General features: G+C 65.9%; 18 protein-coding genes and 1 pseudogene. 11 read left to right on the top strand and 8 right to left on the bottom strand.

The annotated features are described in order from the left end of the window. Positions 1 to 15: 15 nt before the first annotated feature. The 3 genes from tldD to AB870_RS18255 form a co-directional block, all read right to left on the bottom strand. Positions 16 to 1476, bottom strand: coding sequence for a metalloprotease TldD (tldD, locus tag AB870_RS18265; protein ID WP_047905796.1), 1461 nt, complete (start codon positions 1474 to 1476; stop codon positions 16 to 18). Positions 1477 to 1567: 91 nt separating this feature from the next. Beyond that, complete coding sequence (locus AB870_RS18260; RefSeq protein ID WP_047905795.1) at positions 1568 to 2413, bottom strand: carbon-nitrogen hydrolase family protein; 846 nt, start codon at positions 2411 to 2413, stop codon at positions 1568 to 1570. A gap of 56 nt (positions 2414 to 2469) precedes the next feature. Further along, complete coding sequence (locus AB870_RS18255; RefSeq protein ID WP_053059432.1) at positions 2470 to 6762, bottom strand: YhdP family phospholipid transporter; 4293 nt, start codon at positions 6760 to 6762, stop codon at positions 2470 to 2472. A gap of 228 nt (positions 6763 to 6990) precedes the next feature. On the opposite strand from AB870_RS18255, the gene glnE reads away from it, so the two are divergent. Continuing rightward, complete coding sequence (glnE, locus tag AB870_RS18250) at positions 6991 to 9795, top strand: bifunctional [glutamate--ammonia ligase]-adenylyl-L-tyrosine phosphorylase/[glutamate--ammonia-ligase] adenylyltransferase (RefSeq protein WP_047908391.1); 2805 nt, start codon at positions 6991 to 6993, stop codon at positions 9793 to 9795. 5 nt (positions 9796 to 9800) lie between these two features. Here glnE and recN read toward each other — a convergent pair whose 3' ends face one another. Further along, the gene (recN, locus tag AB870_RS18245) at positions 9801 to 11465 is read right to left on the bottom strand and encodes a DNA repair protein RecN (RefSeq protein ID WP_047905793.1); all 1665 of its coding nucleotides are present in this window, start codon (positions 11463 to 11465) and stop codon (positions 9801 to 9803) included. Positions 11466 to 11488: 23 nt separating this feature from the next. Further along, a complete protein-coding gene (locus AB870_RS18240; protein WP_047905792.1) occupies positions 11489 to 12397 on the bottom strand; it encodes an NAD kinase in 909 nt (302 codons plus the stop codon). Positions 12398 to 12514: 117 nt separating this feature from the next. Between AB870_RS18240 and hrcA the strand changes: the two genes are divergently transcribed. From hrcA to AB870_RS18215, 5 genes and pseudogenes are all read left to right on the top strand, one after another. Continuing rightward, entirely contained in the window at positions 12515 to 13543 is a 1029-nt protein-coding gene (hrcA, locus tag AB870_RS18235; RefSeq protein ID WP_047905791.1) for a heat-inducible transcriptional repressor HrcA, read from the top strand. Positions 13544 to 13724: 181 nt separating this feature from the next. Further along, positions 13725 to 14216 (top strand): FecR family protein, encoded by a 492-nt coding sequence (locus AB870_RS18230; RefSeq protein ID WP_053059431.1) that lies wholly within the window; start codon positions 13725 to 13727, stop codon positions 14214 to 14216. Then, entirely contained in the window at positions 14165 to 16075 is a 1911-nt protein-coding gene (locus AB870_RS18225) for a DUF6600 domain-containing protein (protein WP_053059430.1), read from the top strand. Before AB870_RS18230 ends, AB870_RS18225 begins: the two co-directional genes overlap by 52 nt. A 122-nt stretch (positions 16076 to 16197) precedes the next feature. Further along, a pseudogene (gene hemH / locus AB870_RS18220) lies at positions 16198 to 17247 on the top strand (ferrochelatase); the annotation flags it as partial. A gap of 146 nt (positions 17248 to 17393) precedes the next feature. After that, positions 17394 to 17795 (top strand): RNA-binding S4 domain-containing protein, encoded by a 402-nt coding sequence (locus AB870_RS18215; RefSeq protein WP_047905790.1) that lies wholly within the window; start codon positions 17394 to 17396, stop codon positions 17793 to 17795. Positions 17796 to 17963: 168 nt separating this feature from the next. Here the strand turns inward: AB870_RS18215 and AB870_RS18210 are convergent, their stop codons facing one another. Further along, a complete protein-coding gene (locus tag AB870_RS18210) occupies positions 17964 to 18158 on the bottom strand; it encodes a hypothetical protein (protein WP_053059429.1) in 195 nt (64 codons plus the stop codon). A gap of 314 nt (positions 18159 to 18472) precedes the next feature. Here AB870_RS18210 and grpE point away from each other — a divergent pair, with 314 nt between their 5' ends. The 5 genes from grpE (at position 18473) to AB870_RS18185 (ending at position 24826) form a co-directional block, all read left to right on the top strand. Further along, positions 18473 to 19018: a nucleotide exchange factor GrpE gene (gene grpE, locus AB870_RS18205; RefSeq protein WP_047905788.1), complete on the top strand. Its 546-nt coding sequence runs from the start codon at positions 18473 to 18475 to the stop codon at positions 19016 to 19018. A 154-nt stretch (positions 19019 to 19172) separates the two neighbouring features. Beyond that, positions 19173 to 19601 (top strand): thioredoxin family protein, encoded by a 429-nt coding sequence (locus AB870_RS18200; protein ID WP_047905787.1) that lies wholly within the window; start codon positions 19173 to 19175, stop codon positions 19599 to 19601. A gap of 96 nt (positions 19602 to 19697) precedes the next feature. After that, positions 19698 to 21632 carry a molecular chaperone DnaK gene (gene dnaK / locus AB870_RS18195; RefSeq protein WP_047905786.1) on the top strand — a complete coding sequence of 645 codons (1935 nt, stop codon included), beginning with the start codon at positions 19698 to 19700 and terminating at the stop codon, positions 21630 to 21632. Between the two features lie 127 nt (positions 21633 to 21759). Next, positions 21760 to 22902 (top strand): molecular chaperone DnaJ, encoded by a 1143-nt coding sequence (dnaJ, locus tag AB870_RS18190; RefSeq protein ID WP_047905785.1) that lies wholly within the window; start codon positions 21760 to 21762, stop codon positions 22900 to 22902. 4 nt (positions 22903 to 22906) lie between these two features. After that, entirely contained in the window at positions 22907 to 24826 is a 1920-nt protein-coding gene (locus AB870_RS18185) for a chorismate-binding protein (protein WP_047905784.1), read from the top strand. A gap of 117 nt (positions 24827 to 24943) precedes the next feature. Here the strand turns inward: AB870_RS18185 and AB870_RS18180 are convergent, their stop codons facing one another. Together AB870_RS18180 and AB870_RS18175 are read right to left on the bottom strand one after the other, a co-directional pair. Next, on the bottom strand, positions 24944 to 25972 hold the full coding sequence (locus AB870_RS18180) for an ABC transporter substrate-binding protein (protein WP_047908389.1): 1029 nt from the start codon (positions 25970 to 25972) through the stop codon (positions 24944 to 24946). Positions 25973 to 26055: 83 nt separating this feature from the next. After that, complete coding sequence (locus AB870_RS18175; RefSeq protein ID WP_047908388.1) at positions 26056 to 26922, bottom strand: ABC transporter permease; 867 nt, start codon at positions 26920 to 26922, stop codon at positions 26056 to 26058. Positions 26923 to 26983: the final 61 nt, after the last annotated feature.

Genomic DNA, 26983 nt, shown 5'->3' with positions numbered 1-26983 from the left:
AACTGTCCCGTCCGTTCAGGCCGTACCGCCGACCGTCATGTTTTCCATGCGCAGCGTCGGCTGGCCGACACCTACCGGCACGCTTTGACCTTCCTTGCCGCACACGCCCACACCCGAATCCAGCGACATGTCGTTGCCGATCATCGTCACGTCCTTGAGCGATTCGGGGCCGTTGCCGATCAGCGTGGCCCCCTTGACCGGATACGTGATCTTGCCGTCTTCGATCATGTAGGCCTCGGACATCGAGAACACGAACTTGCCGTTGGTGATGTCGACCTGGCCGCCGCCGAAGTTCACCGCGTACAAGCCGCGCTTGACCGACTTGATGATTTCCTCGGGATCCTTGTCGCCGCCGAGCATGTACGTATTGGTCATGCGCGGCATCGGCAGCGCGGCATAGGATTCGCGGCGGCCGTTACCGGTGACCGGCATTTTCATGAGACGCGCATTGAGGCTGTCCTGCATGTAGCCCTTCAGGATGCCGTCTTCGATCAGTGTGGTGCACTGTGTCGGATTGCCTTCGTCGTCGACGTTCAGCGAGCCACGGCGATTCGACAGCGTACCGTCGTCGACCACCGTCACGCCCTTGGCGGCGACACGTTCGCCCAGACGGCCCGAGAAGGCCGACGAGCCCTTACGGTTGAAGTCGCCCTCCAGCCCGTGGCCGACGGCTTCGTGCAGCAGCACACCGGGCCAGCCCGGTCCGAGCACGACGGTCATCGCACCGGCTGGTGCGGGACGGGCGTCGAGCTTGACGATGGCGCCGTCCACGGCCTCCTTGACGTACTTTTCGAGCAGATCGTCGGTGAAGTAACCGTAGTCGAGACGCGCGCCGCCGCCGCTGTTGCCGATTTCGCGGCGGCCATTGGATTCGACGATGACGGTAACCGACACGCGCACGAGCGGACGCACGTCGGCGGCGATCACACCGTCGCTGCGCGCCACGAGCACGACATCGTATTCGCCTGCCAGACCGGCCATGACCTGCGACACGCGCGGATCGCGAGCCCGGGCGAGTTTTTCGATACGTTCGAGCAACGCCACCTTGCCGTTCGCATCGAGCGACGCGAGCGGGTCGGACGGCAGGTACAGCCCGTGGCCGCTGGCGCTGGCGAGCCGGTTGCCCACCTTCACACGCCCGCGCCCGGCCGACGCGATGCTGCGCGTGGCGGCGGCAGCGTCCTTGAGGGCGATTTCGGAAATGTCGTCGGAGTAGGCGAACGCCGTGCGGTCGCCCACAATGGCGCGCACGCCCACGCCCTGATCGATCGAGAACGAGCCGGACTTGACGATACCTTCTTCGAGACTCCACGCTTCGCTGCGCGTGTACTGGAAGTACAGGTCGGCGTAATCCACGCGGTGCGTGAAGATGTCGCCGAGTGCACGTTGCAGATGGCTTTCGTCGAGGCCGTACGGCGTGAGCAGCAGCTCGCGGGCCGTGGCCAGATTCTGGATGCCGGTGTCGATGATTTTCATGCGGTGTCAGGCCAAAGAAATGTATTCGGTAAATGAGGGCGAATTTGGCGAAGTCAACATAGCAACCGTGGCGCGTCCGGTGTCCCGGACTTCAGCCATGCAGCACGCGATGCCGCCAGGCGGGCAAGCTCTGGCGTACGCCGGCGAGCCGCGCCGGGTCGATCTCGCCGACGACCACGCCGGCGCCTTCGGCTTCGCGCTGGGCGACGATTTCACCCCAGGGATCGACCAGCATGGAATGCCCCCAGGTGCGCCGCCCGTTTTCGTGGTGTCCGCCCTGCGCGGATGCGAGCACGTAACACTGGTTCTCGACGGCCCGCGCGCGCAGCAGCAGTTCCCAGTGTGCGCGACCCGTTGTGTAGGTAAAGGCGGCGGGTACGACCATGAGCGTACAGTCGCCCATGGCACGGTACAACTCGGGAAAACGCAGGTCGTAGCAGACCGAGAGCCCGACGCGTCCGAAGGGCGCATCGAAAGTCCGCACCGTGTCGCCCGGGCGAATGGTGCGGGCTTCGTCATAGGCTTCCTCGCCTTTGACGAAGTTGAACAGGTGGATCTTGTCGTAGCGCGCGGCCGGGGTACCGTCCGGCGCGAAGACCAGCGTTGTGTTGAGCACGCGCTCGGGCTCGGGCTCGGGGGCGGCCAGCGGCAGCGTGCCGCCGATGAGCCACACGCCATGCCGGCGGGCCGTCTCGGCCAGGAAGTCCTGAATCGGGCCGCTCCCCGGCGTTTCGCGCAGGGCGAGCTTGTCCGTATCGCGCTGGCCCATGTAGCAGAAATACTCGGGCAACAGCACCAGTTGCGCGCCGGCTTGCGCGGCATCTGCCACCAGCCGGGCCGCTTCACGCAGGTTGCGCTCCACGTCCGGCGCACTCACCATCTGTGCGGCGGCAACGCGCACGGGCGCGGTGGCTGACTTCGTGTCGGGACTCGTCATGAAATAGCGGGTTTCGGGGCGATGATCGTTGCGGTGTCGATTTCCGGGGGCTGCGCTCAGTTGCCGCGCATGCCGGCCGGCTGGACATTTTGCGCCGCCGGCCGGTTCTCCGGGGATGCATCGATCTTACTCTTATTGCCGCTGTCCTGTCCGATGACCGGATTGTCCCAGGAACCGGTGACATGATAGGTCGTCGAGAGCGTGCGCGAGAGCTGGTCGCCCAGCGCCAGTTGTGCGAAGAACGATCCGATACCCAGTGCAGGATTGATGATCGCCCACGCCAGTGAGGCCGATGCCGCGTTGATCTTCGGCAGCACCAGCACGTTCAGGTCCTGCGTCTCGCGCGCGAGGTCGGTATGTCCGTCGATCTTGATGGTCGCGGCGTTGGCGTTGATCGTCAGGTCGCTGGTGTTGGCCACGCCCGCCTGCATCGTCACATTGCCGTCGATGCCGTCGAACGGCAGGCCGCTGCCGATGACGCTGTTGAAGTCGAACGTAAGGATCTTCGCGAGCGTTTGCACCGAGAGAATGCCGAGCAGTTTGGCCAGACCCGGGTCGGCCTTCAGGATCTGTCCCCGCCTGAGGTCGATCGTCACGCGACCCCCCAGTGTCGGATAGTCAATGGCATCGGGCCCGCCGCGCCAGCCGAAGCGGCCCGAGACGGTACCGGAGCCGTCCTTGAGCGTCTTGGGCAGGCCGAGGCGGTCGAGCAGGCCGCCGGCGTCCTTCACATCCAGATTGAAATCGAGCACGGTCCGGCGTGGCACGTCTTCGCCGCTGCCGGCCTGCGCGGCGCGGCGGCGCGACGTGCGCCAGTTGCCTTTCACGTCGAGCGTGGCGGCGCTGTTGCTCAGTTCCAGCTTTGTGAGTTGCCATACCGGCACACCGTCTTCGGTGTCGTTGTGGGCGTTGAGTTGCAGCCGTCCGAGCGGCTTGTCGCGCAGCACGAAATCGTTGACGACCATATCGATGGCCGGGAACTCGTCGCTCGGCTCGTCAAGTACCTGCGTGAGCACGTCGCTGCCATGGTCTTCGCGCGGGATCACCAGCTTGGCCAGACGCGCACGGATCGCGCCCGACGGATTCCTGTCGCTCGGCGCCTGCCACTCGGCGAACCCCGAGACCAGTTCGGAGGCCAGACTCACCTGCCAGTCCCGGTCGTTGCGCTGCGCGCCGACCACCAGTTCCGGCCACTGCCGCGAGAGCAGGCGCACCTGCTTGGCATGCAACGCCAGCCGCGTGGGCAGATACGGCGTGAGGGCGCCGAATTCGTCGCGTGCGGCGGCGGCCGTGGCGGCAGGCGCGGGCGGCGTGCCCTGCGTGCCGGGGGGCACCGCGTCGCTGCCGAGCGAGGCGATCACGTTGCGCCAGGCGTCCACGTCGAGCGTGTCGAACTGGGCGCTCGCCTGCACGCCTTCGCGCGGCGCAGGAACGGGCTGATTGATGCCGATGCCCCCGCGCAGCACATCGACACGGTTGCCATTGCGCTGCTGGACGTAATTCGCCTGCACGCTGCCGATGGCGAAGTCGAGCGTATCGATCCGGCGTCCCGCCGTGGCGCCGGCTCCGGACGGGCTCGCCTGCGGACGCATCGTGAAGCGTGCCGGCAGCGACGTCTCGGCACTCTTGCCCAGCGGCGCAGGCAGGTTCACGGCCAGGCCCGCGAGAGTGGACTGCACCGCCACGTCCGTCATGCCCTGGCGCACCGTGACCGTCGCGGTGTAGGGCGTGCTGCCGGTCATGCGCTTGGCCAGCTGGGCCAGCGTGGCGTTTTCGCGGTTCTCGCGCAGCCCCTGCGCGCTCATCTGGCCGTTGACGTTCAGGACGATAGTGCCATCGTCGCGACTGCCGCCCGAGGCGCGAACGTCGCCGCCGAGGAACGTGCCGCGCAGATTGTCGAGCGAGATGCCCCGCTCGGTGAAGGCCAGCTCGCCGTCCACCGCGCCGAAGGTTGGCAGGCCGTTGATGAGCGTAATGTCGTTGCGCAGCAAGCGTGCGCGCCCCGTCACCTTCGAACGGTCGGTATGCTCCAGCGGCATCGACAACTGCATCGCGAGCTGCGTGTTGCCGTTTGCCTTCGTCTCGTCGGTGAAGTCGCCGATCCAGTGGCCGACGGGGCTGCTGTTCAGGTATTTGACGAAGTCCATCGCCGGGCCGCGTGCGTCGCCCTTGAGGGTAAGCGTGGAGTCGTCCTGACCGATGTCGTTGATGTCGCCCTGAACCTGCGTGAGCGTGACGCCATACACCGATCCGCTGTCGATGGCGATGTGCAGCTTGTCGGCGTCGAAGCGCAGATTGCCCCGCACTTTCTCGAACGGCGGCCAGACTTCCGTATGGCTGGGACGCAGCGGCGACGGGTTGAAGGTGACGTCCACCAGAGGAATGTCGACCCGGAACTTGCCGCCGCCCTTGCCGTAGGGGAAATCTTCGAGATCACCCTGCACCGCGAACGGCGCGTTCTGCACCATGCCCGCCGTCAGCGCACGTTGGAGATAGTCGCGCACGCTCGCGCCGATGTCCGTGGGCAGATAGCGCGGCACCGCGCTGGCGTTCGCCCGTGCAATCGTCCCTTTCAGGTCGACGATGCCGTTGCCCTTGCCGCCGTTCTGCCACGTGCCGCTGACATCGCCCGCGAGTTCGGCATTTTGCAGGTGGACGGCATCGAGGCGCACCTGCACGTTTGCCGGCGCGTCGCGCCGGGTCGCCGAGTGCGAAATGCGCCACGACGTTCTTGCCGTGAGCGTGTCGAGATCGATGCGCGGCTGGTCGAAGCGGCCCGGGAAATCGAGCGTTGCATTCTTCGCATTGAGCGAGAGGCTGCCGCGTGTCTGGTCGGCCTCGATGTGGCCGCTCAGGTTGGCGAAGCCGGGACGTCCCGCGTTGGGTGAATCCGGGCGCGGCGGGGGATGCTGACTTGGCTGACTGTCGAGGCCGAGATTCTCGAAATCCGCAACGATGCGGTAACGCTCGCGCTCGGGCGGCAGTTGCTTGATGCCCGGCAGGTCGCGCCAGTTGGTCGGGCCGTGAGGCTTGGGCGCCTGATAGTTGACGTCGAAGTTCGCCAGGCGGCCCCGCGGGCGGAAACTGGCGAGCGTGTCGCGCGTTTGTTGATCGACAGGCAGCGACGGCACGAGCGCCATGGCCGCCCCGATGTCGAAGCGCTGCCCGGCAACGGCCAGGTGCAGACCGCGCTCGGTGCTGCCCGGCGTGAAGCTGCCGGTCAGGTCCGGGACGTCGAGCGTCGGTCTGCCGGTCGCCCGCAGGCTGAGTTCGCGCGCGCGCAGGTTCCAGCCCGCGTCGGCTTGAGCGCCGATACGGGTGACATCGATGCGGCCCTGCGTGGCATCGAAGGTGAGCGGCGGGAGATCGTCGGCCAACTGCACGGACGTGTCGGCCCCCGCCGCGCGCAGCGTCGCGCCGGTGATCGCGCCGCCGTCGAAATCGACCCATGCGCGCGCGGCGACCCGTCCGCGCGAGTCTTTGCCCGGAAGCTCGACGTAGCGCGCCAGTTCGGCCAGATCGAGCGTGCCGACATCCCCGTAAATCTGTCCGCGCCAGCGTTTGACTTCACCCGGACGCGCGAACAGGGGATTCGTGAAACGTGCTCGAATGTCGAGCGGCGCGACGATGCCCTGCGGCGGCGTTGCCTGCACGCCGATGCGATGCTCGAAGCCGCGGTTGCGCAGCATGGCGTTGACCTGTGTGACGACGAGCTCCGGCACGTCGCGTGTCGCGTCGCGCCAGCGGACCGTGCCGTCACGCACGACGACGCGCGCCTGACGCATGAGCCAGTCCGCCGCCTGTGTGTCGTTCGTTTTCCCGTTGCCCGACACCGGCATTCCGGCGACGAGGATCGAGCCGTCCGCGCGGCGCTCGACCGTGAGATCCGGTTCGTACAGCGTGAGATTCGCCAGACGCAGGTCGAAGTGGAGCAGGCTGGTCCAGGAGAGCACGGCGTCGAGCCGGTGCAGCGTCAGGCTCGGCTCGACCGGCGGCGGCGCGCCCGGCGGGGCGTAGCTCGCCGGGCGCGTGTCGGCAGGCGTAGGGGGCGTGATGCGCACGTCTTCCAGCGTCAGGTAAGGGTGCCAGCCGCGCCAGACGGCGTCGATCCGGCCAATGGTGACGGGAAGCCCGATGGCGCGCGTTGCCGCTGCCTCGATTTGCGGGCGGTAGTCGGACACGCGGGGAAGGATGACGTACCGGGTCGCGAGGACGACGGCGCCCAGCCCGAAATAGACGATGACGACGAGCGCCAGCAGCCATTCCAGGCCCAGGCGCAAGCCACGCGGCAGTGACGAGAACCAGGACCGGGTCGCAGTGGGCGAGGCGGGCGGCTTACGGTCGGTCATGCTGCGCGTCTACGAGGGAATGTGGTAGTTTCTGTGGCAAAGACTGTAACACAAGCCCACGGCCCCCCGATGGCCCGGCTGTCGCGGAAACAGACGTGTGATCCGGCGCTTCATTGCGCCCGGGAAAGCATGCGAAAGTCTCTTCATCCTTTGCTGACCGGAACCCCGCCAGTGAGTTCACCCGAAACCCCGATCGATATTCAGTCCTACTCGCGATATGCCGCGCGTATGCTCGCGAGCCGCCCGGCGCTGGCCGGGACCTTGCCCACATTGACGGAGCACCCCGTCGACGCCCGCTGGCTCGCTCACCGTTTCGAAGCCATCACCGGCACGCGACTCTCGCCGCCCGAGCAACCTTCGGGTGTGGTTGGCCTCGACGAGGCGGGTCTGGCGCGCGCGCTTCGCGTGCTGCGCGTCGAGGCGCTGTGCGCCGTCATGCAGCGCGATCTGGACGGTCGCGCCGAGTTGTCCGAAGTGACCGAGGCCATGACGGCGCTCGCCGAGTTTGCCGTGCAGGCGGGCATTTCGGTGCTCTCGCGCGAACTCGAAGCGATTCACGGCGTGCCGCGCAATGCGGAGGGCGAGCGCCAGACGCTTGGCGTGGTCGGCATGGGCAAGTTAGGCGGGCGCGAGCTGAACGTTTCGTCCGACATCGACCTGATCTTCCTGTACGAAGACGATGGCGACACCACCGCGCCCGACGATGCCGACCCCGCCGCGGCCGGCCGTTTGCGCCTGCTCTCCAACCACGAGTTCTTCACCAAGCTCGGCCGCAAGCTGATCGGCCTGATTTCCGAACTTACCCCGGACGGCTATGTGTTCCGGGTCGACATGCGCCTGCGTCCCAATGGCGACTCGGGCCCGCTCGTGTGCAGCCTGCCCATGCTCGAAGAGTATTTCTACGTGCAGGGCCGCGAGTGGGAGCGCTACGCCTGGATCAAGGGGCGTCTGGTGTCCGAAGTGGCAAGCGAGCCGGGCCGGCGCATCGAGCGGTTGCTGACATCGCTGGTGCAGCCTTTCGTCTTCCGTCGTTATCTGGATTACGGGGTCATCGGCGCGATTCGCGCCCTGCACGAGCAGATTCGTCATGAGGCGGAGCGTCGCGCGCGGGCCAAACCCGCCCGCATCAACGACATCAAGCTCGGACGCGGCGGTATTCGTGAAGTGGAGTTTTCGGCGCAGGTGTTTCAACTGATTCGCGGCGGGCAGGAGCCGGAACTGCGGGTGCGCCCGACACTTGCCGTGCTCGGCGTGGCCGCCCGGCGCGGCTGGCTGGCGCAAAGCGTGGCGGAGGCGCTCGCGAACGCGTATGTCTTCCTGCGCAAGCTCGAACACCGGATTCAGTATCTGGACGACGCCCAAACGCACATCCTCCCCGCCCCGGGCGACGACCGGCTCGCGGTGGCGCGGGCCATGGGCTTCCCGGACGAAGCCTCGTTCATGACCGTGCTCGACGAGCATCGCGAATTCGTGGCCGGACAGTTCGACGAGATTTTCGCGGACAAGGCCAACGGGGGCGGGCAAAAGGGCGCTCCGGGCACGGGCGAATGCGAATGTCCACCGGAACTGTGGAGCGAATGTCTGGCCGACGAGGCGCAGACGGGCGATCTGGGCAACCAGCTCACGCGTCTTGGCTTCACCGATGCCGAAGGGGCGCTCGATCGCCTGCGCGCCGTCTGGACATCGTCGCGCTACCAGGCGCTCGGCGAGATGAGCCGGCGGCGCTTCGACCAACTGGTGCAGCGCGCCGTCGAAGGCGCGGCGGGCACGGGCGAGGCGGATGCCGTACTCGCGCGCATGCTCGATCTGCTCTCGACCATCAGCCGTCGCAGTTCGTATCTGGCGCTGCTTACCGAGTATCCGCGGGCGCTGGAACGCGTGGTCAAGGTGCTGGCCGGCTCACGCTGGGCCGCGGGCTATCTGATCAGTCATCCGCAACTGCTTGACGAACTGCTCGACGACGAGGCGCTCGCGGCGCCCTTCGACTGGCCGTCGTTCAAGACGCAATTGCTGCTCAGCCTGAATGCCGCAGGCGCGGCGGGCAATGTCGAAGTGCAGATGGACATTCTGCGGCGTGCGCATCATGCCGAAGTGTTCCGTATTCTGCTGCTCGACCTGCAGGGCACGTTGTCGGTCGAGGCCATCGGCGACCGGCTCTCGGAACTGGCCGACATCATCGTCGACGTCACAATCTCGACCGTCTGGCCGCACGTGGCAACGCGCCACCGCGAAGTGCCGCGCTTCTCCGTCATTGCGTACGGCAAGCTCGGCGGCAAGGAGTTGGGCTACGCGTCCGATCTCGATCTCATCTTCCTGTACGACGATGACGACGACCGTGCGCCGGACGCCTACGCCGCACTTGCCCGCCGCTTCGTGACGTGGCTTACGACCCATACCGGCGCGGGCATGCTGTTCGACGTGGACCTGCGGCTGCGTCCCAACGGCCTGTCCGGTCTGCTGGTGACCAACATCGAGAGCTTCCGTCAGTACCAGTTCCGCGAAGGCAATGCCAACACGGCATGGGTCTGGGAGCATCAGGCCCTCACGCGGGCACGGTTCTGCGCCGGGGACGAAACCATCGGCGCGACGTTCGAGCGCATTCGCGCGCAGGTGCTGGCCACGCCGCGCGAGGCGCTGCCGCTTGCCCAGGAAATCGTGGCGATGCGCCGCAAGGTGCTCGAAGGACATCCGAACCCGTCGAAGCTGTTCGATCTCAAGCACGACCGGGGCGGCATGGTGGACATCGAATTCACCGTGCAGTATCTGGTGCTGCTGCATTCCGGGGCGCACCCGGCCTTGCTGCGAAACGCGGGGAACATCGCGTTGCTGCGCGAAGCGGCACAACTGGGGTTGATCGACGCCAGGCTCGCGGACGCGGCGGGCGCGGCCTATCGGACTTATCGCAAGCGTCAGCACAAGTTGCGGCTCGACGGTGTGGAGACGGCGCGGGTGCCGTCTGCCGATATCGAGGCGGAACGCGATGCCGTGATGGCACTCTGGGATTCGGTGTTTGCAAACGCCGGACCGGTCTGACTTACCTAGAGCGCCAGCATCTCCCGCGCGTGCTTTCGCGTCGTGGGCGTGATCTCCACGCCGCCGAGCATGCGTGCAATCTCTTCGACACGCTCGGTGCGCCCGAGTGGTTCGATCTCGCTCATCGTCGTGTCGCCATCGCTGCGCTTGCTCACACGCAGGTGCTGATGGCCCAGGGCGGCGACCTGCGGCAGGTGCGTCACGCAGAGCACCTGCCGTCCCTGCCCCAACTCGCGCAGCAGACGGCCCACCACTTCGGCGACGGCGCCGCCGATGCCGGAGTCCACTTCGTCGAAAATCAGCGTTGGCGTAAGACTTGCGCTGCTGGCAATCACTTGCAAGGCGAGGCTGATACGCGCGAGTTCGCCACCGGAGGCCACCTTGGCGAGCGGTCGCGTCGGCACGCCGGGGTGCCCCGCGACGAGGAATTCGACCGTCTCCAGACCGAACGACTGCGGCTCGGGCGTTGGCGTGAGCGCGACTTCGAAGCGCCCGCCGGGCATCGAGAGGTCCTGCATGGCGCGAGTGACTTCGCGCGCAAGCGACGCCGCCGCCTTGGCCCGCGCCTTCGAGAGGTCCTTCGCGAGTTTCAGATATGCGGCATGCGCCGCGTCCGCCGCCGCTTGCATGGCCGCGGTGTCGGCCGACGCTGTCAATTCTTCCAACTGTGCACGGCGCTCCGCCCATTGCGCAGGCAACTGCTCGGGCGTGACGCGGAACTTGCGTGCGGCCGAATGCAGCGCGTCGAGGCGTTGCTCGACCACGGCCAGACGTTCCGGATCGAGTTCGACACGTTGCGCGTAATGCGTGAGCGAGTGAACGGCTTCGCGAAGCTGAATCTCGGCGGGTTCGAGTGCGGCGAGCGTGTCCGCCAGTCCGGCGTCGATCTCGGCGAGTTCGCGAAGCTGGTGCACGACATGGCCGAGCGAAGGCACGAGCGCGCCATCCGCTTCGGCGAGCACATCGAGCGCGCCTTGCACGCCATTGATGAGGCTGGCCGCGTGCGAGAGCCGACGATGCTCGGCGCTCACGTCGTCCCATTCGCCTTCCTGCGGGCTGAGCTTGTCGAGCTCGGACGTCTGCCATTCGAGGCGCTCGCGCTCGAGTTGCAGTTCGCGGTCGCGCCCGTGCGCTTGCTCGCACCGCTTCACGAGGCGTCGCCATTCCTTATGGGCTGCGTTCGCCTCTGCGGCGAGCGTGGTCGCGCCAGCGTGCGAGTCGAGCAAACGGCGCTGTGCGTCGGGGCGCAACAACTGCTGATGCGCGTGCTGACCATGAATGTCGACGAGCATTTCGCCAAGTTCGCGCAATTGCGCGAGCGTGGCGGGCGTGCCGTTGATGAAGGCGCGTGAACGTCCACCGGCGTCGAGCACACGGCGCAGCAATACGCCACCGTGCTCTTCGAGGGTGAGGGCCTGGGCTTGCAGCCAGGCTTCGAGGTCGGGGCGTGCCTGGGCGTCCGCGGCGAACTCGGCAGTAATGTCGGCGCGCGGCTTCCCATTGCGCACCATGCTGGCGTCGCCGCGCTCGCCCATCGCGAGCGCCAGCGCATCGATCAGGATCGATTTGCCTGCGCCGGTCTCCCCCGAAAACACGGTGAAGCCGGCGGAGAATTCCAGATCGAGACGATCGACGATCACGAAATCGCGAATCGAGAGACTGCGTAGCATGGGATGTCGGGTGAGGCGTGAGGTCAGTTCTGCGGCATATCTTCGTCGGAGATATGCTCGTTCCAGTGCAATTTGCGGCGCAGCGTGGCGTAATAGTTGTAGCCGACCGGGTGCAGGAACGTCACCTGATGTTCGGAGCGGCCCACCAGAATCCTGTCGCCCTGGCGCAGTTCGGCAAACGATTGCATATCGAAGTTGGCGCCGACTTCGCGTCCGCCCGTGATCGTGATGACGATGTCGCTCGAATCCGGCAACACGATCGGACGGTTCGACAGCGCGTGCGGGGCGATCGGCACGAGCACCACGCCGCCCAGACGCGGATGCAGGATCGGGCCGGTGGCCGAAAGGGCGTACGCCGTGGAGCCCGTGGGCGTGGCGACGATCAGGCCGTCCGAGCGTTGCTTGTACATGAAGCGGCCGTCGACGTCGACGCGCAACTCGACCATCCCCGAAATCCCCGAGCGGTTCACGACGACGTCGTTGAACGCGAGGGTTTCGAAGAGCACCTGGCCGTCGCGCTCGATACGTGCGGACAGGAGCGTGCGCTGCTCCGCTTCGAAGTGACCTTCGAGCATGGCCGGCACGACCTGACGCATTTCGTCGAGCGGAATATCGGTGATGAAGCCCACGCGCCCGTGGTTCACCCCGATGAGCGGGACCTTCGAGGCGGCCAGCTGACGCCCGACGCCGAGCATCGTGCCGTCGCCGCCGACCACGACGGCGACATCGGCCTGCCTGGCGATCTCCTGAATGTCGAGCGTGCCGTACGGATCGGCGCCGGCACCGATGTTGTGCGCGGTATCGCGCTCGAAGACGACATGATGCCCACGCTGGACAATGCATGCCGCGAGCGTGAGCAATGGTTCGGCGACGCCGTCGGCATGGTACTTTCCGACGAGCGCCACGGTCTTGAAGGGGCTCCCAGTTTTCATGCCGCCATTACACCATAACTCGATGACAGCAACCATCGGCACGCACGGGCTGCAACGGTTCTCGTGTCGGGGTTTGCCGTACGCCGCGTACCTACATTTCGCGTTACAATTTTTGCCATGCTAGATCAACGTGCGCAAACGCTCCTCAAAACCCTGATCGAACGGTACATCGCCGATGGCCAGCCGGTCGGTTCGCGCACGCTTTCGCGGTATTCGGGACTCGACCTGTCGCCGGCGACCATTCGCAATGTGATGGCCGACCTCGAAGCGCTGGGGTTCGTCTCCAGTCCCCATACGTCCGCGGGCCGGGTGCCGACGCCGCGCGCCTACCGGCTGTTCGTCGACACCATGCTCTCGGTTCGCCCGCTCGAAGAGGCCGTGCACCAACTGGCGTCGCAGGTGCAGACAAGTCTGCAACCGGCGGGCCCGCAGCAACTGGTCGCGTCCGCCGCTCAGGTGCTTTCGCATCTGTCGCAGTTCGCGGGCGTGGTGCTCACGCCGCGTCGCAGCCAGACCTTCCGCCATATCGAATTCCTGCGTTTGTCCGACAAGCGCGTTCTGCTCATCATCGTGACTCCCGACGGCGACGTGCAGAACCGTATCATTCTGACGGAGAAAGATTATTCTCCGGCGCAACTTGTCGAGGCGGCGAACTACCTGAACGCGAACTTCGGCGGTCATAGCTTCGACGACGTGCGCACTTACTTGCGCGGTGAACTCGACGCGCTGCGCTCGGACATGAGCGCCCTGATGCAGGCCGCCGTACAGGCCGGCAGCGACGCGATGGCCGACACCACGCGCGAGAGCGTGCTGATCTCGGGCGAGCGCAACCTGCTGGGCGTGGAGGACCTGTCGTCGAACATGGAACGGCTGCGCAAGCTGTTCGACGTGTTCGAGTCCAAGACCGGCCTGTTGCAGTTGCTCGACGTGTCGAGCCGCGCTTCCGGCGTGCAGATCTTCATCGGCGGCGAGTCGAACCTCGTGCCCATCGAAGAGATGACGGTCGTCACGGCCCCGTACGAGGTCGACGGGCAGATCGTGGGCACGCTCGGCGTGATCGGCCCGACGCGCATGGCATACGAGCGCGTGATCCCCATCGTCGACATCACGGCCAAGTTGCTCTCCAACGCGCTCAGTCATCACTGAGTTACAACCCCGTAGCATTCCTTTACACGCTGTCACACGCAGTGGGCCTACGCTCGAAGCGTCCCTCGCGGTCGGCGCCTCGTCGTGTTGCGTCAGACGCTCGCCCGAGGATTCGGACAGAACAACAAGGTGGCGCGCGACGCCACGCACGGCGTGCCCGCCGAATGGGCCCGGAGTGTTTATGAATCCCCTGCTTTCCTGGCGGACGCTGGTCCGCGCCCTCGGTGCCGCGCTGGCATTGAGCGTTCTCGGTGCGGGCCCGCTTGCGCTGGCACAGGCGCAGGCGCAGGCGCAAAGCGCCGATCCGCCGGGGCGCGTGGCACGTCTGAGCGAGTTCGACGGCACGGTGACCTACGCCCCGGCCGGCACCGGCGACTGGCGCTACGCCAACCGGAACCGGCCGCTCACCACCGGCGACGCCGTCTGGGTCGAGCGCAACAGCCGTGCCGAGATGCACGTGGGCGGCACCGCGGTGCGCATGGGCGCATCGACCAGCCTCACGCTCTCGGCGCTCACCGACCAGAATGTGCAACTGAACGTAACGCAGGGCACCGTGGCCTGCGCCTGCGCAGTTTCGATCCGAACCAGCCCTACGAGATCGACACGCCGAACCTGGCGTTCGTGCCGGCGCAGGCCGGCGAGTATCGCGTCGACGTCGATCCGAACGGCGTGACGACGCTCACCGTGTCGCGAGGCGCGGGCACGGCCTACGGGCAGGGGGCGTCGATGCCGCTGCAACAAGGGCAGCGTGTGGCGTTCGCCGGCCAGAACCTCGTCCAGCAGGCGAGCGGGCCGCTCGTGGCCGACGCTTTCGATCAGTGGATGCGCGAGCGTGACGCGCGTGAAGACGCCTCCGTCTCCGCGCGTTACGTTTCGCGAGACATGACCGGTTTCGAGAGTCTGGACGACTATGGGTCCTGGCAGGAAACGCCGGCCTACGGCGCGGTTTGGGTCCCATCGGATGTGCCGTCGGGCTGGGCGCCTTACCGTACCGGCCATTGGGTCTGGGTCGACCCGTGGGGCTGGACGTGGGTGGACGACGCCCCGTGGGGCTTCGCACTGTACCACTACGGACGTTGGGCCTATGTGGATGCGCGCTGGTGCTGGGTGCCGGGGCCGGTCGCGGTGCGCCCCGTGTACGCGCCGGCGCTGGTCGGCTGGGTCGGCGGCAATAGCGGCGCGAACGCGTGGGGCGTGACGTTCGCCACCGGCGGCGTGGGCCTCGCCTGGTTCGCGCTGGGACCGCACGATCCGTATCGTCCCGCGTATCGCGCGAGTTCGTCGTACATCACGAACATCAATCGTTCGACGATCGTGCGCACCACGAATATCACCAATAACGTGCACGTAAACAACGTCTACGTGAATCGGAACGTGCGTGGCGCGGTGTCGACGATGCCCGCGCAGGCGTTCGTGCAGGGACGTCCGGTCGGTGCGCCGACGGCATTGGCTGCGCCGCGAGCAGGGCAGACGTGGCGGGTCGGAAATACACCGGGCGTCGCACCGGTGCGGCAGAGCGTGGTGGGGACCAGCCGTCCGGCAGCGGGCGCACCGCCGGCGGGCGTATTCGACCGGCAGGTCCTCGCGACGCGCACGCCAGCGGCGCGCAGCGCGCCGTCGCGGGAGTTGACGAGCAACCTTCATGCCGTGCCGAACGCCGGCGGTGCCCCGTTGGTGTTCGGGCAGAACGCTCAGCAGGTCCGCAATCTTCGGACGAATGACCGCGACGTGCAGGCACCGGGACGCGTCGCCCCGCGTGTGACGGTTATCGGCACGCATGGGGCGGGAGGCGAGCCAATCGGCGCAGCGCCGGCCCGCGGCGGGCTGCCCGCCACCGGCGCCATTGCGCCGATGCACGGCGCGCCGGGTGTGCCGGGTGTGCCGGGAGTGCCGGGTGTGCCGGGTGTGCCGGCCCGGCCCGGAGTACCGGGAGTGCCGCGTCCGCCCGGCATGACCGGCATGACAGGCCAAAGCGTGACCGGCCAACCGGCAGCACGTACCGAGACACCACAGGCAGTCCCGCAACCGGGACACGAGGCTGCGCAACGCGAGATGCAGATGCGCCGTCAGTCGGGGCAGCCCCCTCAGCCTCCGCAATCTTTGCAATCTCCGCAGACGCCAGCCGCGCAGCGCGAGACGCCGCAAAGTCGCCCAACACCGCAACAGGCCCAGCCCGACGCCGTGGAGCCGGCACGCCGCCCGCAGCAATGGCAGTCGCAACCGCGCGCGCAATCGCAGCCGGCGTTCTCTTCTCAGCCAATGCAGCAGCACCCGTCACCGCAGGCGGAGCGAGTCCAGCCGCGTCCTGAAGCGCAGCCGCAGCGCCCGCCGCCGCAGGTCGAGCGAGCGCAACCGGCGCCCAGGCCGCAGCCACAGCCCGAGCGGCCCCAGCCGCATCCGCAGCCTCAGGAGCGCGCGCATCCGCAACCGCAGGAGCGCCCGCAGCCGGCACAGCGCGAGAGCAAGCCGGAAGGCGCGCGTCCGGGCGCCGAGCATCGGCCTGCCCGCGAGGACGAACGTAGGCACGGCTGAGCGTCGTGCGCTTCGTTGTGCTGCGTCGCCCGCCGCAGGGCCGGTGCAGCACCTGTCCTGGGGTGACGACCGGCACGAGGCCCTGCCTGTTTCCCCCCTCCGTTTGCGGTAAAGTACGCTCCATGCGCTTCGATCCCGAACCTATTTCGCATGGCCAGTCCGGCAAGACCGCCGTCCTGCTGATCAACCTTGGCACGCCCGATGAGCCGCGTCCCGCGGCCGTGCGCCGATATTTGCGCGAGTTCCTGTCGGACCCGCGCGTCGTGGAAATTCCGCGGCTGGTCTGGCAACCGCTGTTGCGGCTGGTCATCCTGCCGCTGCGCTCGCGCGCATCCGCGCAGAAGTACGCGACGGTCTGGACTCGCGACGGCTCGCCGCTCAAGGTGAACACGGAGCACCAGACGAACGCCCTGCGCGCGTTGCTGCACGCAAACGACTACGACGTGGTCGTCGACTACGCGATGCGTTACGGCAATCCGTCGATTCCCGAACGAATTCGCGCGCTGCGTCAGAATGGCGTTGAGCGAATTCTCCTGCTGCCGCTCTATCCGCAGTATTCGAGCAGCACGACCGCCACCGCCAGCGATGCGGTATTCCGCGTGCTTGGCCGTTTGCGCAACCAACCGGACGTGCGCACGGTACGTGACTATCACGATCATCCCGCGTACATCGAGGCGCTGCGTCAGCAGGTCGAAGGCTACTGGCAGCAGCACGGCCGGCCCGACTTTGCGGCGGGCGAGCGCCTGTTGCTGAGTTTCCACGGGGTGCCGCGCCGCACGCTCGATCTCGGGGATCCGTACCATGACCAGTGCGTGAGAACGGCGCGTCTGCTCGCGGCGTCGCTCGGCCTCGACGAGACGACCTGCCGCCTCACGTTCCAGTCGCGCTTCGGCAAGGCGGAGTGGCTTCAACCGTACACCGCACCGACGCTCGAAGAATTGGGCCGTGGCGGCACGCCGCGTGTGGACGTCTTCTGTCCTGGCTTTACGTCCGACTGCCTCGAAACGCTTGAGGAAATCAACATGGAAGGCCGCCACGCGTATCTGAGCGCCGGCGGCAAGGCGTTCCACTTCATTCCCTGCCTGAACGGCGCGAGCGCATGGATCACGGCGCTTGGCGAAATCGCGGCGCGGCATCTGCAAGGCTGGCCGGTGCTGTCGCCGCAGGGCGAGGCCCAGGCCTCGGCGGCGGCGGTGGCGTCGACCCGTCAGCGGCAGGTGGCGGCAGTCGCGGCGTTCGAGGAAGCGAGTGCGGCTGCCGCCGCGGCTGCGGCAGTGCGGGAGCCGCTGCAAAGCCAGGCCGAACCGGGAGCCCGGACGTGACGGTCAAGGTAGACGACTCCCCGCAGGCCGCTACGCGTATCGACAAATGGCTGTGGGCGGCTCGCTTTTTCAAGACGCGCTCGCTCGCCACGCAAGCGGTCGACCGTGGCCGTGTGCTTTGCAACGAGACACGCGTCAAGCCGGCGCGCGACGTGCGCCCGGGCGATCTGGTGTCGGTGGATAACGGCAGCACGCGCTGGGAAGTTCGTGTGAAAGCCATTGCCGAAGTGCGCGGCTCGGCCCCGGTCGCGCAGTCGCTGTACGAAGAGACCGAAGCCAGTATTCGGGCGCGCGCCGACGAGAACGAGCGCCGACGTCTGTATCAGGAGCCCGCGGCGCAGATGCATGGACGCCCCACGAAACGGGACCGCCGCCGCCTCGGCGGGGTTGGCGAGTAGCGCGGCAAGCGGCCCCCGCGAAGCACAGGGGAGCCGGCGAACGCCTTCCGGCGCCGAAATGGACGCCGCCGCTGGCGAAGCGCACAGCGGCGGACGGGGAGGGAGCGGAAATCAGCTCGGGGAACGGCACCGCGCACAACCGCAAAGGATCATGCACCCCGGGGGCGATCAGCGCGTAGGGATTCCGGCAGTCGAACTCGACGAATGCCCCGGCATGCCCGGCACTTCCACAAATTGATGCAGCACAGCCCGCACGCCACCGTATTCGGTGTCGCGCCGGGTTACCGCGCCGGACAAGCAGATCGTAATCGTTACCGTAGTCACCAACGCGAGGATGAAGACAACAGCCAGTGGCAGCTTCATGATGCGCTCCTTGAGAACACTTCACCGGACGGGGGATGCCCGGTGAGCGGCCGGGCCCGGGGAGGAAGCCAGCAAACCGGGCACTTCCAACGTCCGGACCGTAATTCATGTTAGGTCGCAGCAACGGCCGATACAATAGAGGACTCGTAACGCGTGTAACCGGATATTTACCGGCACGCGGCGCGCACCGGTATGGCGCACAGAATGCCCGCCAGCTCTTGAAATCGGTGTGAACGCCCCGACTATCCAAAGGGATTTGAACAGGCGGCGCATCGTTGTGGTGCGCTGCAAGAACCTTTTGACGACTCAAGCTCATGACTGAACAGCAAAACACTCCCGATCAGCCGATTCCGTCCCAGGCCGAAGCGGCCCCGACCGACGCTGCGCTCGCGAACGACGCGCTGCCCTCGGTCGAGGCGCAGCTTCAGGCGGCTCAGGCCGAAGCGGCTGCCCTGCGCGACGACGCCCTGCGGGCCCGCGCCGAAATGGAAAACGTCCGCCGCCGTGCGGAAGAGGAAGTGGCCAAGGCCCGTAAATTCGCCGTCGAGAGCTTTGCCGAGAACCTTCTGCCGGTCATCGACAGCCTGGAAGCCGCCGCTGCCGACAAGAGCGGCGACGTGGCCAAGCTGCAAGAAGGCGTCGCACTGACGCTTCGCCAACTGGTGTCGGCGCTCGAGCGCAGCAAGGTGTCGGTCATCGACCCCGCCGGCGCGAAGTTCGACCCGCATCAGCATCAGGCCATTTCGATGGTGCCGGCCGATCAGGAGCCGAATACCGTCGTGGCCGTGCTGCAAAAGGGGTATCTGATTGCCGACCGCGTGTTGCGTCCGGCACTCGTGACCGTGGCTGCGGGCAAGTAAGCCGCCAGGTCGTCCCGACGTCACCCTGTCCGTGTTCCGGGGCTCGATACCTTGCCATCATGGCAGACTTCGATGCTCCGAGCGCAGGGATGGCGGCACGCGCAGTACAGGCAGCGGGGCGCGGGGACATCGGAGATTTCAGGGGCTTTCCACCATGGCAGGCGATCTTCCGGGCATGAAAGGCGTGGACGGCACGGCCTTCGAAGCGTTTTCGATGCGCGAACTGAGCGCACAGACGTTCGACGAAGGATTGCGTGAAGCGGGGGACGGCCTCGCCGTCGTGTTTTTCTGGGGCGTCGATTGCTTTAACTGCGAAGTCGCCAAGAAAACCATGCTTGCGCAACGCGAGGCCATCGACGCGCTGGGGCTACGCTGGTACCACGCCAACGTATACGCCGACATGGCGCTCGCACGTCGCTTCGCCCTGCATGGGGTGCCGACGTTTTTCTTTTTCCACGCAGGTAAGAAGCTGGGCCGGGCGACCGGCTGGCATGGCCTGCCCCAGTTCCGGCTGGCGGTGGCCGCCGCCCGCGACAAGATCGCGGCGGCGGGGAGCAAAACCGGGCTGCAAAAAGGGTCTTGAAATGTTCCGCGCTGCACCCATATCCCGTGCAGATCAATGAATTGAACGGGCGACACGCCCTACGGAAAGACGCAAAGGACGCTAGGAGAAATTAATATGGGCAAAATCATCGGTATCGACTTGGGCACCACGAACTCGTGCGTGGCCGTCATGGAAGGCAATCAGGTCAAGATCATCGAGAACGCGGAAGGGGCTCGCACCACCCCGTCGATCATCGCCTACATGGACGATGGCGAGATTCTGGTCGGTGCACCGGCCAAACGCCAGGCCGTGACCAATCCGAAAAATACGCTGTACGCCGTCAAGCGCCTGATTGGCCGTCGCTTCGAAGAAAAGGAAGTGCAGAAGGACATCTCGCTGATGCCCTACAAGATCGTCAAGGCCGACAACGGCGACGCCTGGGTGGAAGCGCGCGACCAGAAGCTGGCTCCGCCGCAGATTTCCGCCGAAGTGCTGCGCAAGATGAAAAAGACCGCCGAGGACTACCTGGGCGAGCCGGTGACGGAAGCCGTGATCACGGTGCCGGCCTATTTCAACGACAGCCAGCGTCAGGCCACGAAGGACGCCGGGCGCATCGCCGGTCTGGACGTCAAGCGCATCATCAACGAGCCGACCGCGGCCGCACTGGCATTCGGTCTGGACAAGAAGGAAGGCGGCGACCGCAAGATCGCGGTGTATGACCTTGGTGGCGGCACGTTCGACATCTCGATCATCGAAATCGCGGATGTGGATGGCGAACACCAGTTCGAAGTGCTCTCGACCAACGGCGACACGTTCCTGGGTGGCGAAGACTTCGACCAGCGCATCATCGACTACATCATCGGCGAGTTCAAGAAGGAACAAGGCGTCGATCTGTCGAAGGACGTGCTCGCGCTGCAACGCCTGAAGGAAGCTGCCGAAAAGGCCAAGATCGAACTGTCGTCGAGCCAGCAGACCGAAATCAACCTGCCGTACATCACGGCCGACGCCTCGGGTCCGAAGCACTTGAACCTGAAGATCACGCGCGCCAAGCTCGAAGCCCTGGTCGAAGACCTGATCACGCGCACGATCGAACCGTGCCGCACCGCAATCAAGGATGCCGGCGTGAAGGTCAGCGATATCGACGACGTGATTCTGGTCGGCGGTATGACGCGTATGCCGAAGGTGCAGGAGAAGGTGAAGGAATTCTTCGGCAAGGATCCGCGCAAGGACGTGAATCCGGACGAAGCCGTGGCTGCCGGTGCCTCGATTCAGGGCTCGGTGCTCTCGGGCGACCGCAAGGATGTGCTGCTGCTCGACGTGACCCCGCTCTCGCTCGGTATCGAGACGCTGGGCGGCGTGATGACGAAGATGATCGCGAAGAACACCACGATCCCGACGAAGCACTCGCAAGTGTTCTCGACGGCGGACGACAATCAGCCGGCCGTGACGATCAAGGTGTACCAGGGTGAGCGCGAGATGGCCGCCGGCAACAAGTCGCTGGGCGAGTTCAATCTCGAAGGCATTCCGCCGGCCGCACGCGGCACGCCGCAGATCGAAGTGACCTTCGACATCGACGCGAACGGCATTCTGCACGTTGGCGCGAAGGACAAGGCAACCGGCAAGGAAAACAAGATCGTCATCAAGGCGAACTCGGGCCTGTCGGACGCGGAAATCGAGCAAATGGTGAAGGACGCCGAGCTCAACGCCGCGGAAGACAAGAAGGCACGCGAGCTGGCCGACTCCCGTAACCAGGGCGACGCGCTGGTGCACAGCACGCGCAAGGCGCTGACCGAGTACGGCGACAAGATCGAGGCGTCGGAGAAGGAAGCCATCGGATCGGCCATCACGGCGCTGGAAGAAGCGCTGCGCGGTTCGGACAAGGCGGAAATCGACGCCAAGGTCGAAGCGCTCGGTACCGCCAGCCAGAAGCTCGGCGAGAAGATGTATGCCGACATGCAGGCACAAGCCGGTGCTGCGGGCGCTGCGGGTGCCGCAGGCGCCGAGCAGGGCAAGCCGCATGACGACAACGTCGTCGATGCCGAAGTGAAGGAAGTCAACGACAAGAAGTAAAGCGTGCGTGGCGCGCGGGGCACCGACCGGTGCTTCGCGTGTGGGCCGGGTATCGAGGTTCTCTGCACGGAGAATGTCGACCCGGCTTTTTGCCTGATGGCGACATGCGCCAACATTGGAAAGAGTTATGGCCAAACGTGATTACTACGAAGTCCTTGGCGTCGCCAAGAACGCCTCGGACGACGAGATCAAGAAGGCGTATCGCAAGCTGGCGATGAAGTACCACCCGGACCGCAATCCGGACAGCAAGAACGCCGAAGACAAGTTCAAGGAGGTCAAAGAGGCCTACGAGATGCTCTCCGAGCCGGAGAAGCGTGCTGCGTACGACCAGTACGGTCACGCGGGGGTCGACCCGAGCATGGGCGGCTTCGGTGGCGGGGGTGGTCAGGGCTTCGGCGGTTTCGCGGACGCGTTCGGCGACATCTTCGGCGACATCTTCGGTCAGGGCGGTCCCGGCGCTCGTGGCGGCCGTGGAGGTCCGCAGGTGTATCGCGGCGCGGATTTGCGCTACAACATGGAGATCACCCTGGAGCAGGCGGCGAACGGTTTCGACACGCAGATTCGCGTGCCGAGCTGGGACGAGTGCGAAGTCTGCCACGGCAACGGTGCGAAGCCGGGTACGAAGCCCGAAACCTGTCCGACCTGTAACGGGGCGGGTTCGGTGCGCATGTCGCAGGGTTTCTTCAGCGTTCAGCAGACCTGCCCGAAGTGCCACGGCACCGGCACCTACATTCCCGAGCCCTGCACGAACTGCCACGGTTCGGGCAAGATCAAGAAGACCAAGACGCTGGAGATCAAGATTCCGGCGGGTATCGAAGACGGCATGCGCATTCGCTCCTCCGGCAACGGTGAGCCGGGCGTGAATGGCGGCCCGGCGGGCGACCTGTACGTGGAAATCCACATCAAGGCGCACAACGTGTTCGAGCGCGATGGCGACGATCTGCATTGCCAGATGCCGATCTCGTTTGCGACGGCTGCACTCGGTGGCGACATCGACGCGCCGACGCTGCACGGCAAGGCAACCTTCGAAGTGCCGGAAGGCACGCAGACCGGCAAGACGTTCCGGCTGCGCGGCAAGGGCATCAAGGGGCTGCGCGCGAGCTATCCGGGCGATCTCTACGTTCACGTGCAGGTGGAGACGCCGGTCAAGCTTAACGACGCCCAGAAGCAAATGCTGCGTGACTTCGATGCATCCCTGAAGGAAGGCGGTGCGCGTCACAGCCCGCAATCGAAGGGCTGGTTCGACCGCGTGAAGCAGTTCTTCGAGTAATTCCATGCAGAATGAAGCGCCTTTGGCCGCGTTCGCGCTGTTGGACGACAGCGCGGATCCGGCCGGCGGGGCGCGTCTGTATACCGGGCTCGTACGCGAGGTGACTTGCGACGAGCCCGGTGTGCTTTCCGACGCGCTCCGCGAAGTGGAAGATGCGACACGGCGTGGCCTGCATGCCGTACTGCTGGCCGACTACGAATTCGGTGTGCGTCTGAATGGCGTGCATACGGTAGCGACGCGCCGTGCGCCGGGCCAGTTCCGCGTGCTGCTGTTCTCCGATCTGCGGCGGCTCGATGCCGCACAGACGCAGGCATGGCTCGCACGCCAGGAAGCGGCCGGCGCGATGCATGCACAGCGCGCAGCTGACCCTGCCAGTGTCGCCATGCCCGGTGTCGCGGGCGTCGCCGCATTGCGCGACGACGTGAGCGATGCGGCTTTCGACGATGCCATCGCGCGCATTCACGAATGGCTCTCGCAAGGCGAGTGCTATCAGATCAACTACACGTATCGTCTGAATTTCGACGAGTTCGGTTCGCCCGTTGCACTCTATCGGCGGTTGCGGGCGCGTCAGCCGGTGCCGTATGGCGCGCTGGTGATGCTGCCCGGCGCGAAGGACGTGCCGGGCCGCGGGATCCTTTCGTTGTCGCCTGAATTGTTCCTGCGTCATTCGCGGGGGCGGATCGAGGCGCGGCCGATGAAAGGCACCGCGCCGGCGTGCGGCGACGCTGCCATCGACGCCCGGCGCAGCGCCGATCTTGCGGCGGACGGGAAAAACCGCGCCGAGAACCTGATGATCGTCGATTTGCTGCGCAACGATCTCGGACGTCTCGCGGTGCCCGGCTCCGTCAAGGTGCCCCAACTCTTCGAAGTGACGCGTTTCGCCAGTGTCCTGCAGATGACCTCGACGGTCACGGCGGCGCTGCCGAACACCGTCACGTTGGCCGAAGTCCTGCGCGCCTTGTTCCCGTGCGGCTCGATTACCGGTGCCCCGAAGCACCGCACGATGCAATTGATCGGCGAGCTTGAAACGTCGCCGCGCGGGCTGTACACCGGCGCCATCGGCTGGCTCGACGCCCGGAGCGACGACGCGCCCGCATTGGGGGACTTCTGCCTGTCGGTGGCGATTCGCACACTCGAACTCGATGCGCCGGGCGCGAGCGGGTTGCGTCGCGGACGGCTCGGCGTGGGCGCCGGTATCGTGCTCGACAGCAACGCGGCCGAAGAGCGCGAAGAGTGCCGCCTGAAGGCGCGCTTTCTGAGCGCACTCGACCCCGGCTTCCAGATCTTCGAGACGATGCGGGCGATGCGTGCGACGGGCGTTGCGCATCTCGACCGGCATCTGGCCCGTTTGCAGGCATCCGCACGTTACTTCGGGTTCACCTTCGACGAGGCGGCGTTGCGTGTGCAGCTCGATGCCGTTGTCGCAGCTTTGCCCGAAGACGACATGCACCGGGTGCGTCTCGCGCTGTCGCACGACGGGACGGCAGCGATCGCCCACGGAGTCCTCAAACCGCTACCCGGTGATCGCGTTACGGTGTTGCTCGCAGACGCCGCGAGCGTGACGCGCGCCGACGATCTGTTCCTGCGTCACAAGACCACGGTCCGCGCCCGTTACGACGCCGCGTGGAAAGCCGCGGAAGCCCGGGGCGCATTCGACGTGCTGTTCTTCAACGATCGAGGCGAACTGACCGAGGGCGGGCGCAGCAGCGTCTTCGTCAAACGCGACGGCATCTGGACGACGCCGCCGCTCTCATCCGGTGTGCTGCCGGGAGTGATGCGCAGTGTCATGCTCGACGATCCGGCATGGGCCGCCGCCGAGGCGATCATTACGCGCGACGATTTACTGAACGCGCAGGCCGTGGCGGTGTGCAATGCGTTGCGTGGCGCGTTGCACGCGACGATTGCCGGAACTGTCCCGGCGTGACCCGCCAGAGCGCCATGATGCGGGCGCCGTGATCGCCGCATGATGGGCGACGTCACGGCAGCATCATGGCAATGTCGGACATCCGGGACGCCGCCATGCGCCGTCGCCGCGTGCTCTTCAACTTCCCTGACGCGCAGCCATTTGCGGCACGAACAATTCGCTCCACTTCGCCGGACGCGTCTTGATCGTGCCTGCCCGTCCCATGAATTCGACGTACTGCATCAGACCGTTCGGCGTGGTCGTGAATTGCAGCCCCGGGTCGGCAAGCATCTGTTCGATCTCGGCTTGCGGCAAATTCATTTTGGAGACCCGCAGGAAAGTTTGCGCCGCGCCGACGTGATCTTTCGCGATGTACGCCGCGGCCTCTTCCTGCGCAGCCAGAATCGCCTGCACCAGCTTTGGATTCTGCACGGTGAACTGCTTCGGCGCGAAGACCACATCGATGGTGATGTTGCCCAGCACGTCGGTCGAATTGAGCACGCGTTTGATGCGCGGATCCTTCACTTCCTGATATGAGAACGGCGGCGAGGTGAAGTGCGCTGTGATCTCGGTCTTGCCCGAGAGCAGTGCGCTCACGGCCTCGGGATGGCTCAGGCTGACCGTTTGCGGATCCAGCCTGGCGTAATTCTCGATGCCGAATGTCTTCGCGACCGCCATTTGCAGCAACACGGCGGAGAGCGACGTCTTGATGCCCGGAATCGCAATCTTGTCCTTCGGCGTGAAGTCCTTGAGCGACTTGATGTTCGGATTGTTCGTGTTGAGCCAGAGCGGACCGGTCGAGAGTGCCGACAGCCCGATCACTTCCGAGCGCGGAATGCCGTGCGCCTTGGACCACAGCGTGACGAAGCCCGGCGCCCCCGTGCCAGCAACATCGAGATTGCCGGCGAGCATGGCGTCGTTGATGACGTTGCCGCCGTCGAGAATCGTCCAGGTGGTCTTCACGTCGCCCAGTCCCAGCGCTTTTGCGTGTTTCTCGACGAGGTGCTGATCGCGCATGACCATCAGCGGCAGATAGAGGATGCCGTAGCCGTGCGACAGGCGCACCGTGCTGGCTTCGGCGCGTGCCGCATTGCCCGGCGTGGAAAGTGCCGTCGTGGCGGCGAGGGCGAGCGCGCTGGCCCAGCGGGCGAAGTTGCGTCGGTTCATGGTGATGTTGTCTCCGGTGTCGTTGGAATTATTCATCAAGGCCATCAATCGGACAAAGCCGGAAACTCTGTCCGGTTCGGGTATCAGTGCTGCATGCCCCAGCGGTGCAACGTGCGCTTTTCGATGCGGGCGAACAGCAGATTTTCGACCGCCAGCCCGATCAGAATCACGAAAAACAGCCCGGCGAAGACATTGGCCGTCTCCAGCGAGTTGCGGTTCTCGAAGATGTACCAGCCCAGACCCCCTGAGCCGGACGACACGCCGAACACGAGTTCTGCGGCGATCAGTGTGCGCCATGCAAAAGCCCAGCCCACCTTCAGGCCGGTGAGAATGCTCGGAAACGCGGCCGGAATCAGCACGTGCCGCACAAGGGCAAAACGCTTGAGTCCATAGTTCTGACCGACCATGCGCAGCGTCTTCGACACGCCGCGGAAGCCGCTGTGCGTGTTGAGCGCCACCGCCCACAGCACCGAATGCACGAGGACGAAGATCACGCTGCCGTTGCCCAGCCCGAACCAGATGAGCGCGAGCGGCAGCAGCGCAATGGCGGGCAGCGGATTGAACATGGCTGTCAGCGTTTCCAGCAAGTCGTTGCCGATCTTCGAACTGATGGCCACCGTCGTGAGCACCGCCGCGAGCACAATGCCGATGCCGTAGCCGATCAGCAGGGTCTTGAGCGAGACGGCCGCGCGCAGCAGTAGCACGCCGCTCGTCAACCCGCCCGCAAAGGCGGCAACCGTATCGGTGAAACTCGGAAACAGCAGTGCGTTGTCGAGCCAGCGGCCGTAGATTTCCCAGATGACGGCAAGCACGCACAGAATCACGATCTTGCGCAGCCAGCCAAGACGGTAGAGCGTCTCGAACGTGGAGAGCGGGCGCTGAATCGACGACAGCTCAGCCTGTACCGGTTCGAGGACGAACTCCGGCCGCCAGACCGGTTCGACGGGCATCCCGGCCGCCGGGCCCGGCCCGGACAGCGACGTGTGTTGCGAAGGCATAGCGTTCATGGTC

It is taken from the genome of Pandoraea faecigallinarum, from assembly GCF_001029105.3.
GTDB lineage: Bacteria > Pseudomonadota > Gammaproteobacteria > Burkholderiales > Burkholderiaceae > Pandoraea > Pandoraea faecigallinarum.
Note: the sequence above shows the minus strand (reverse complement) of the source record. Positions and strands in the feature narration are given on the sequence as shown.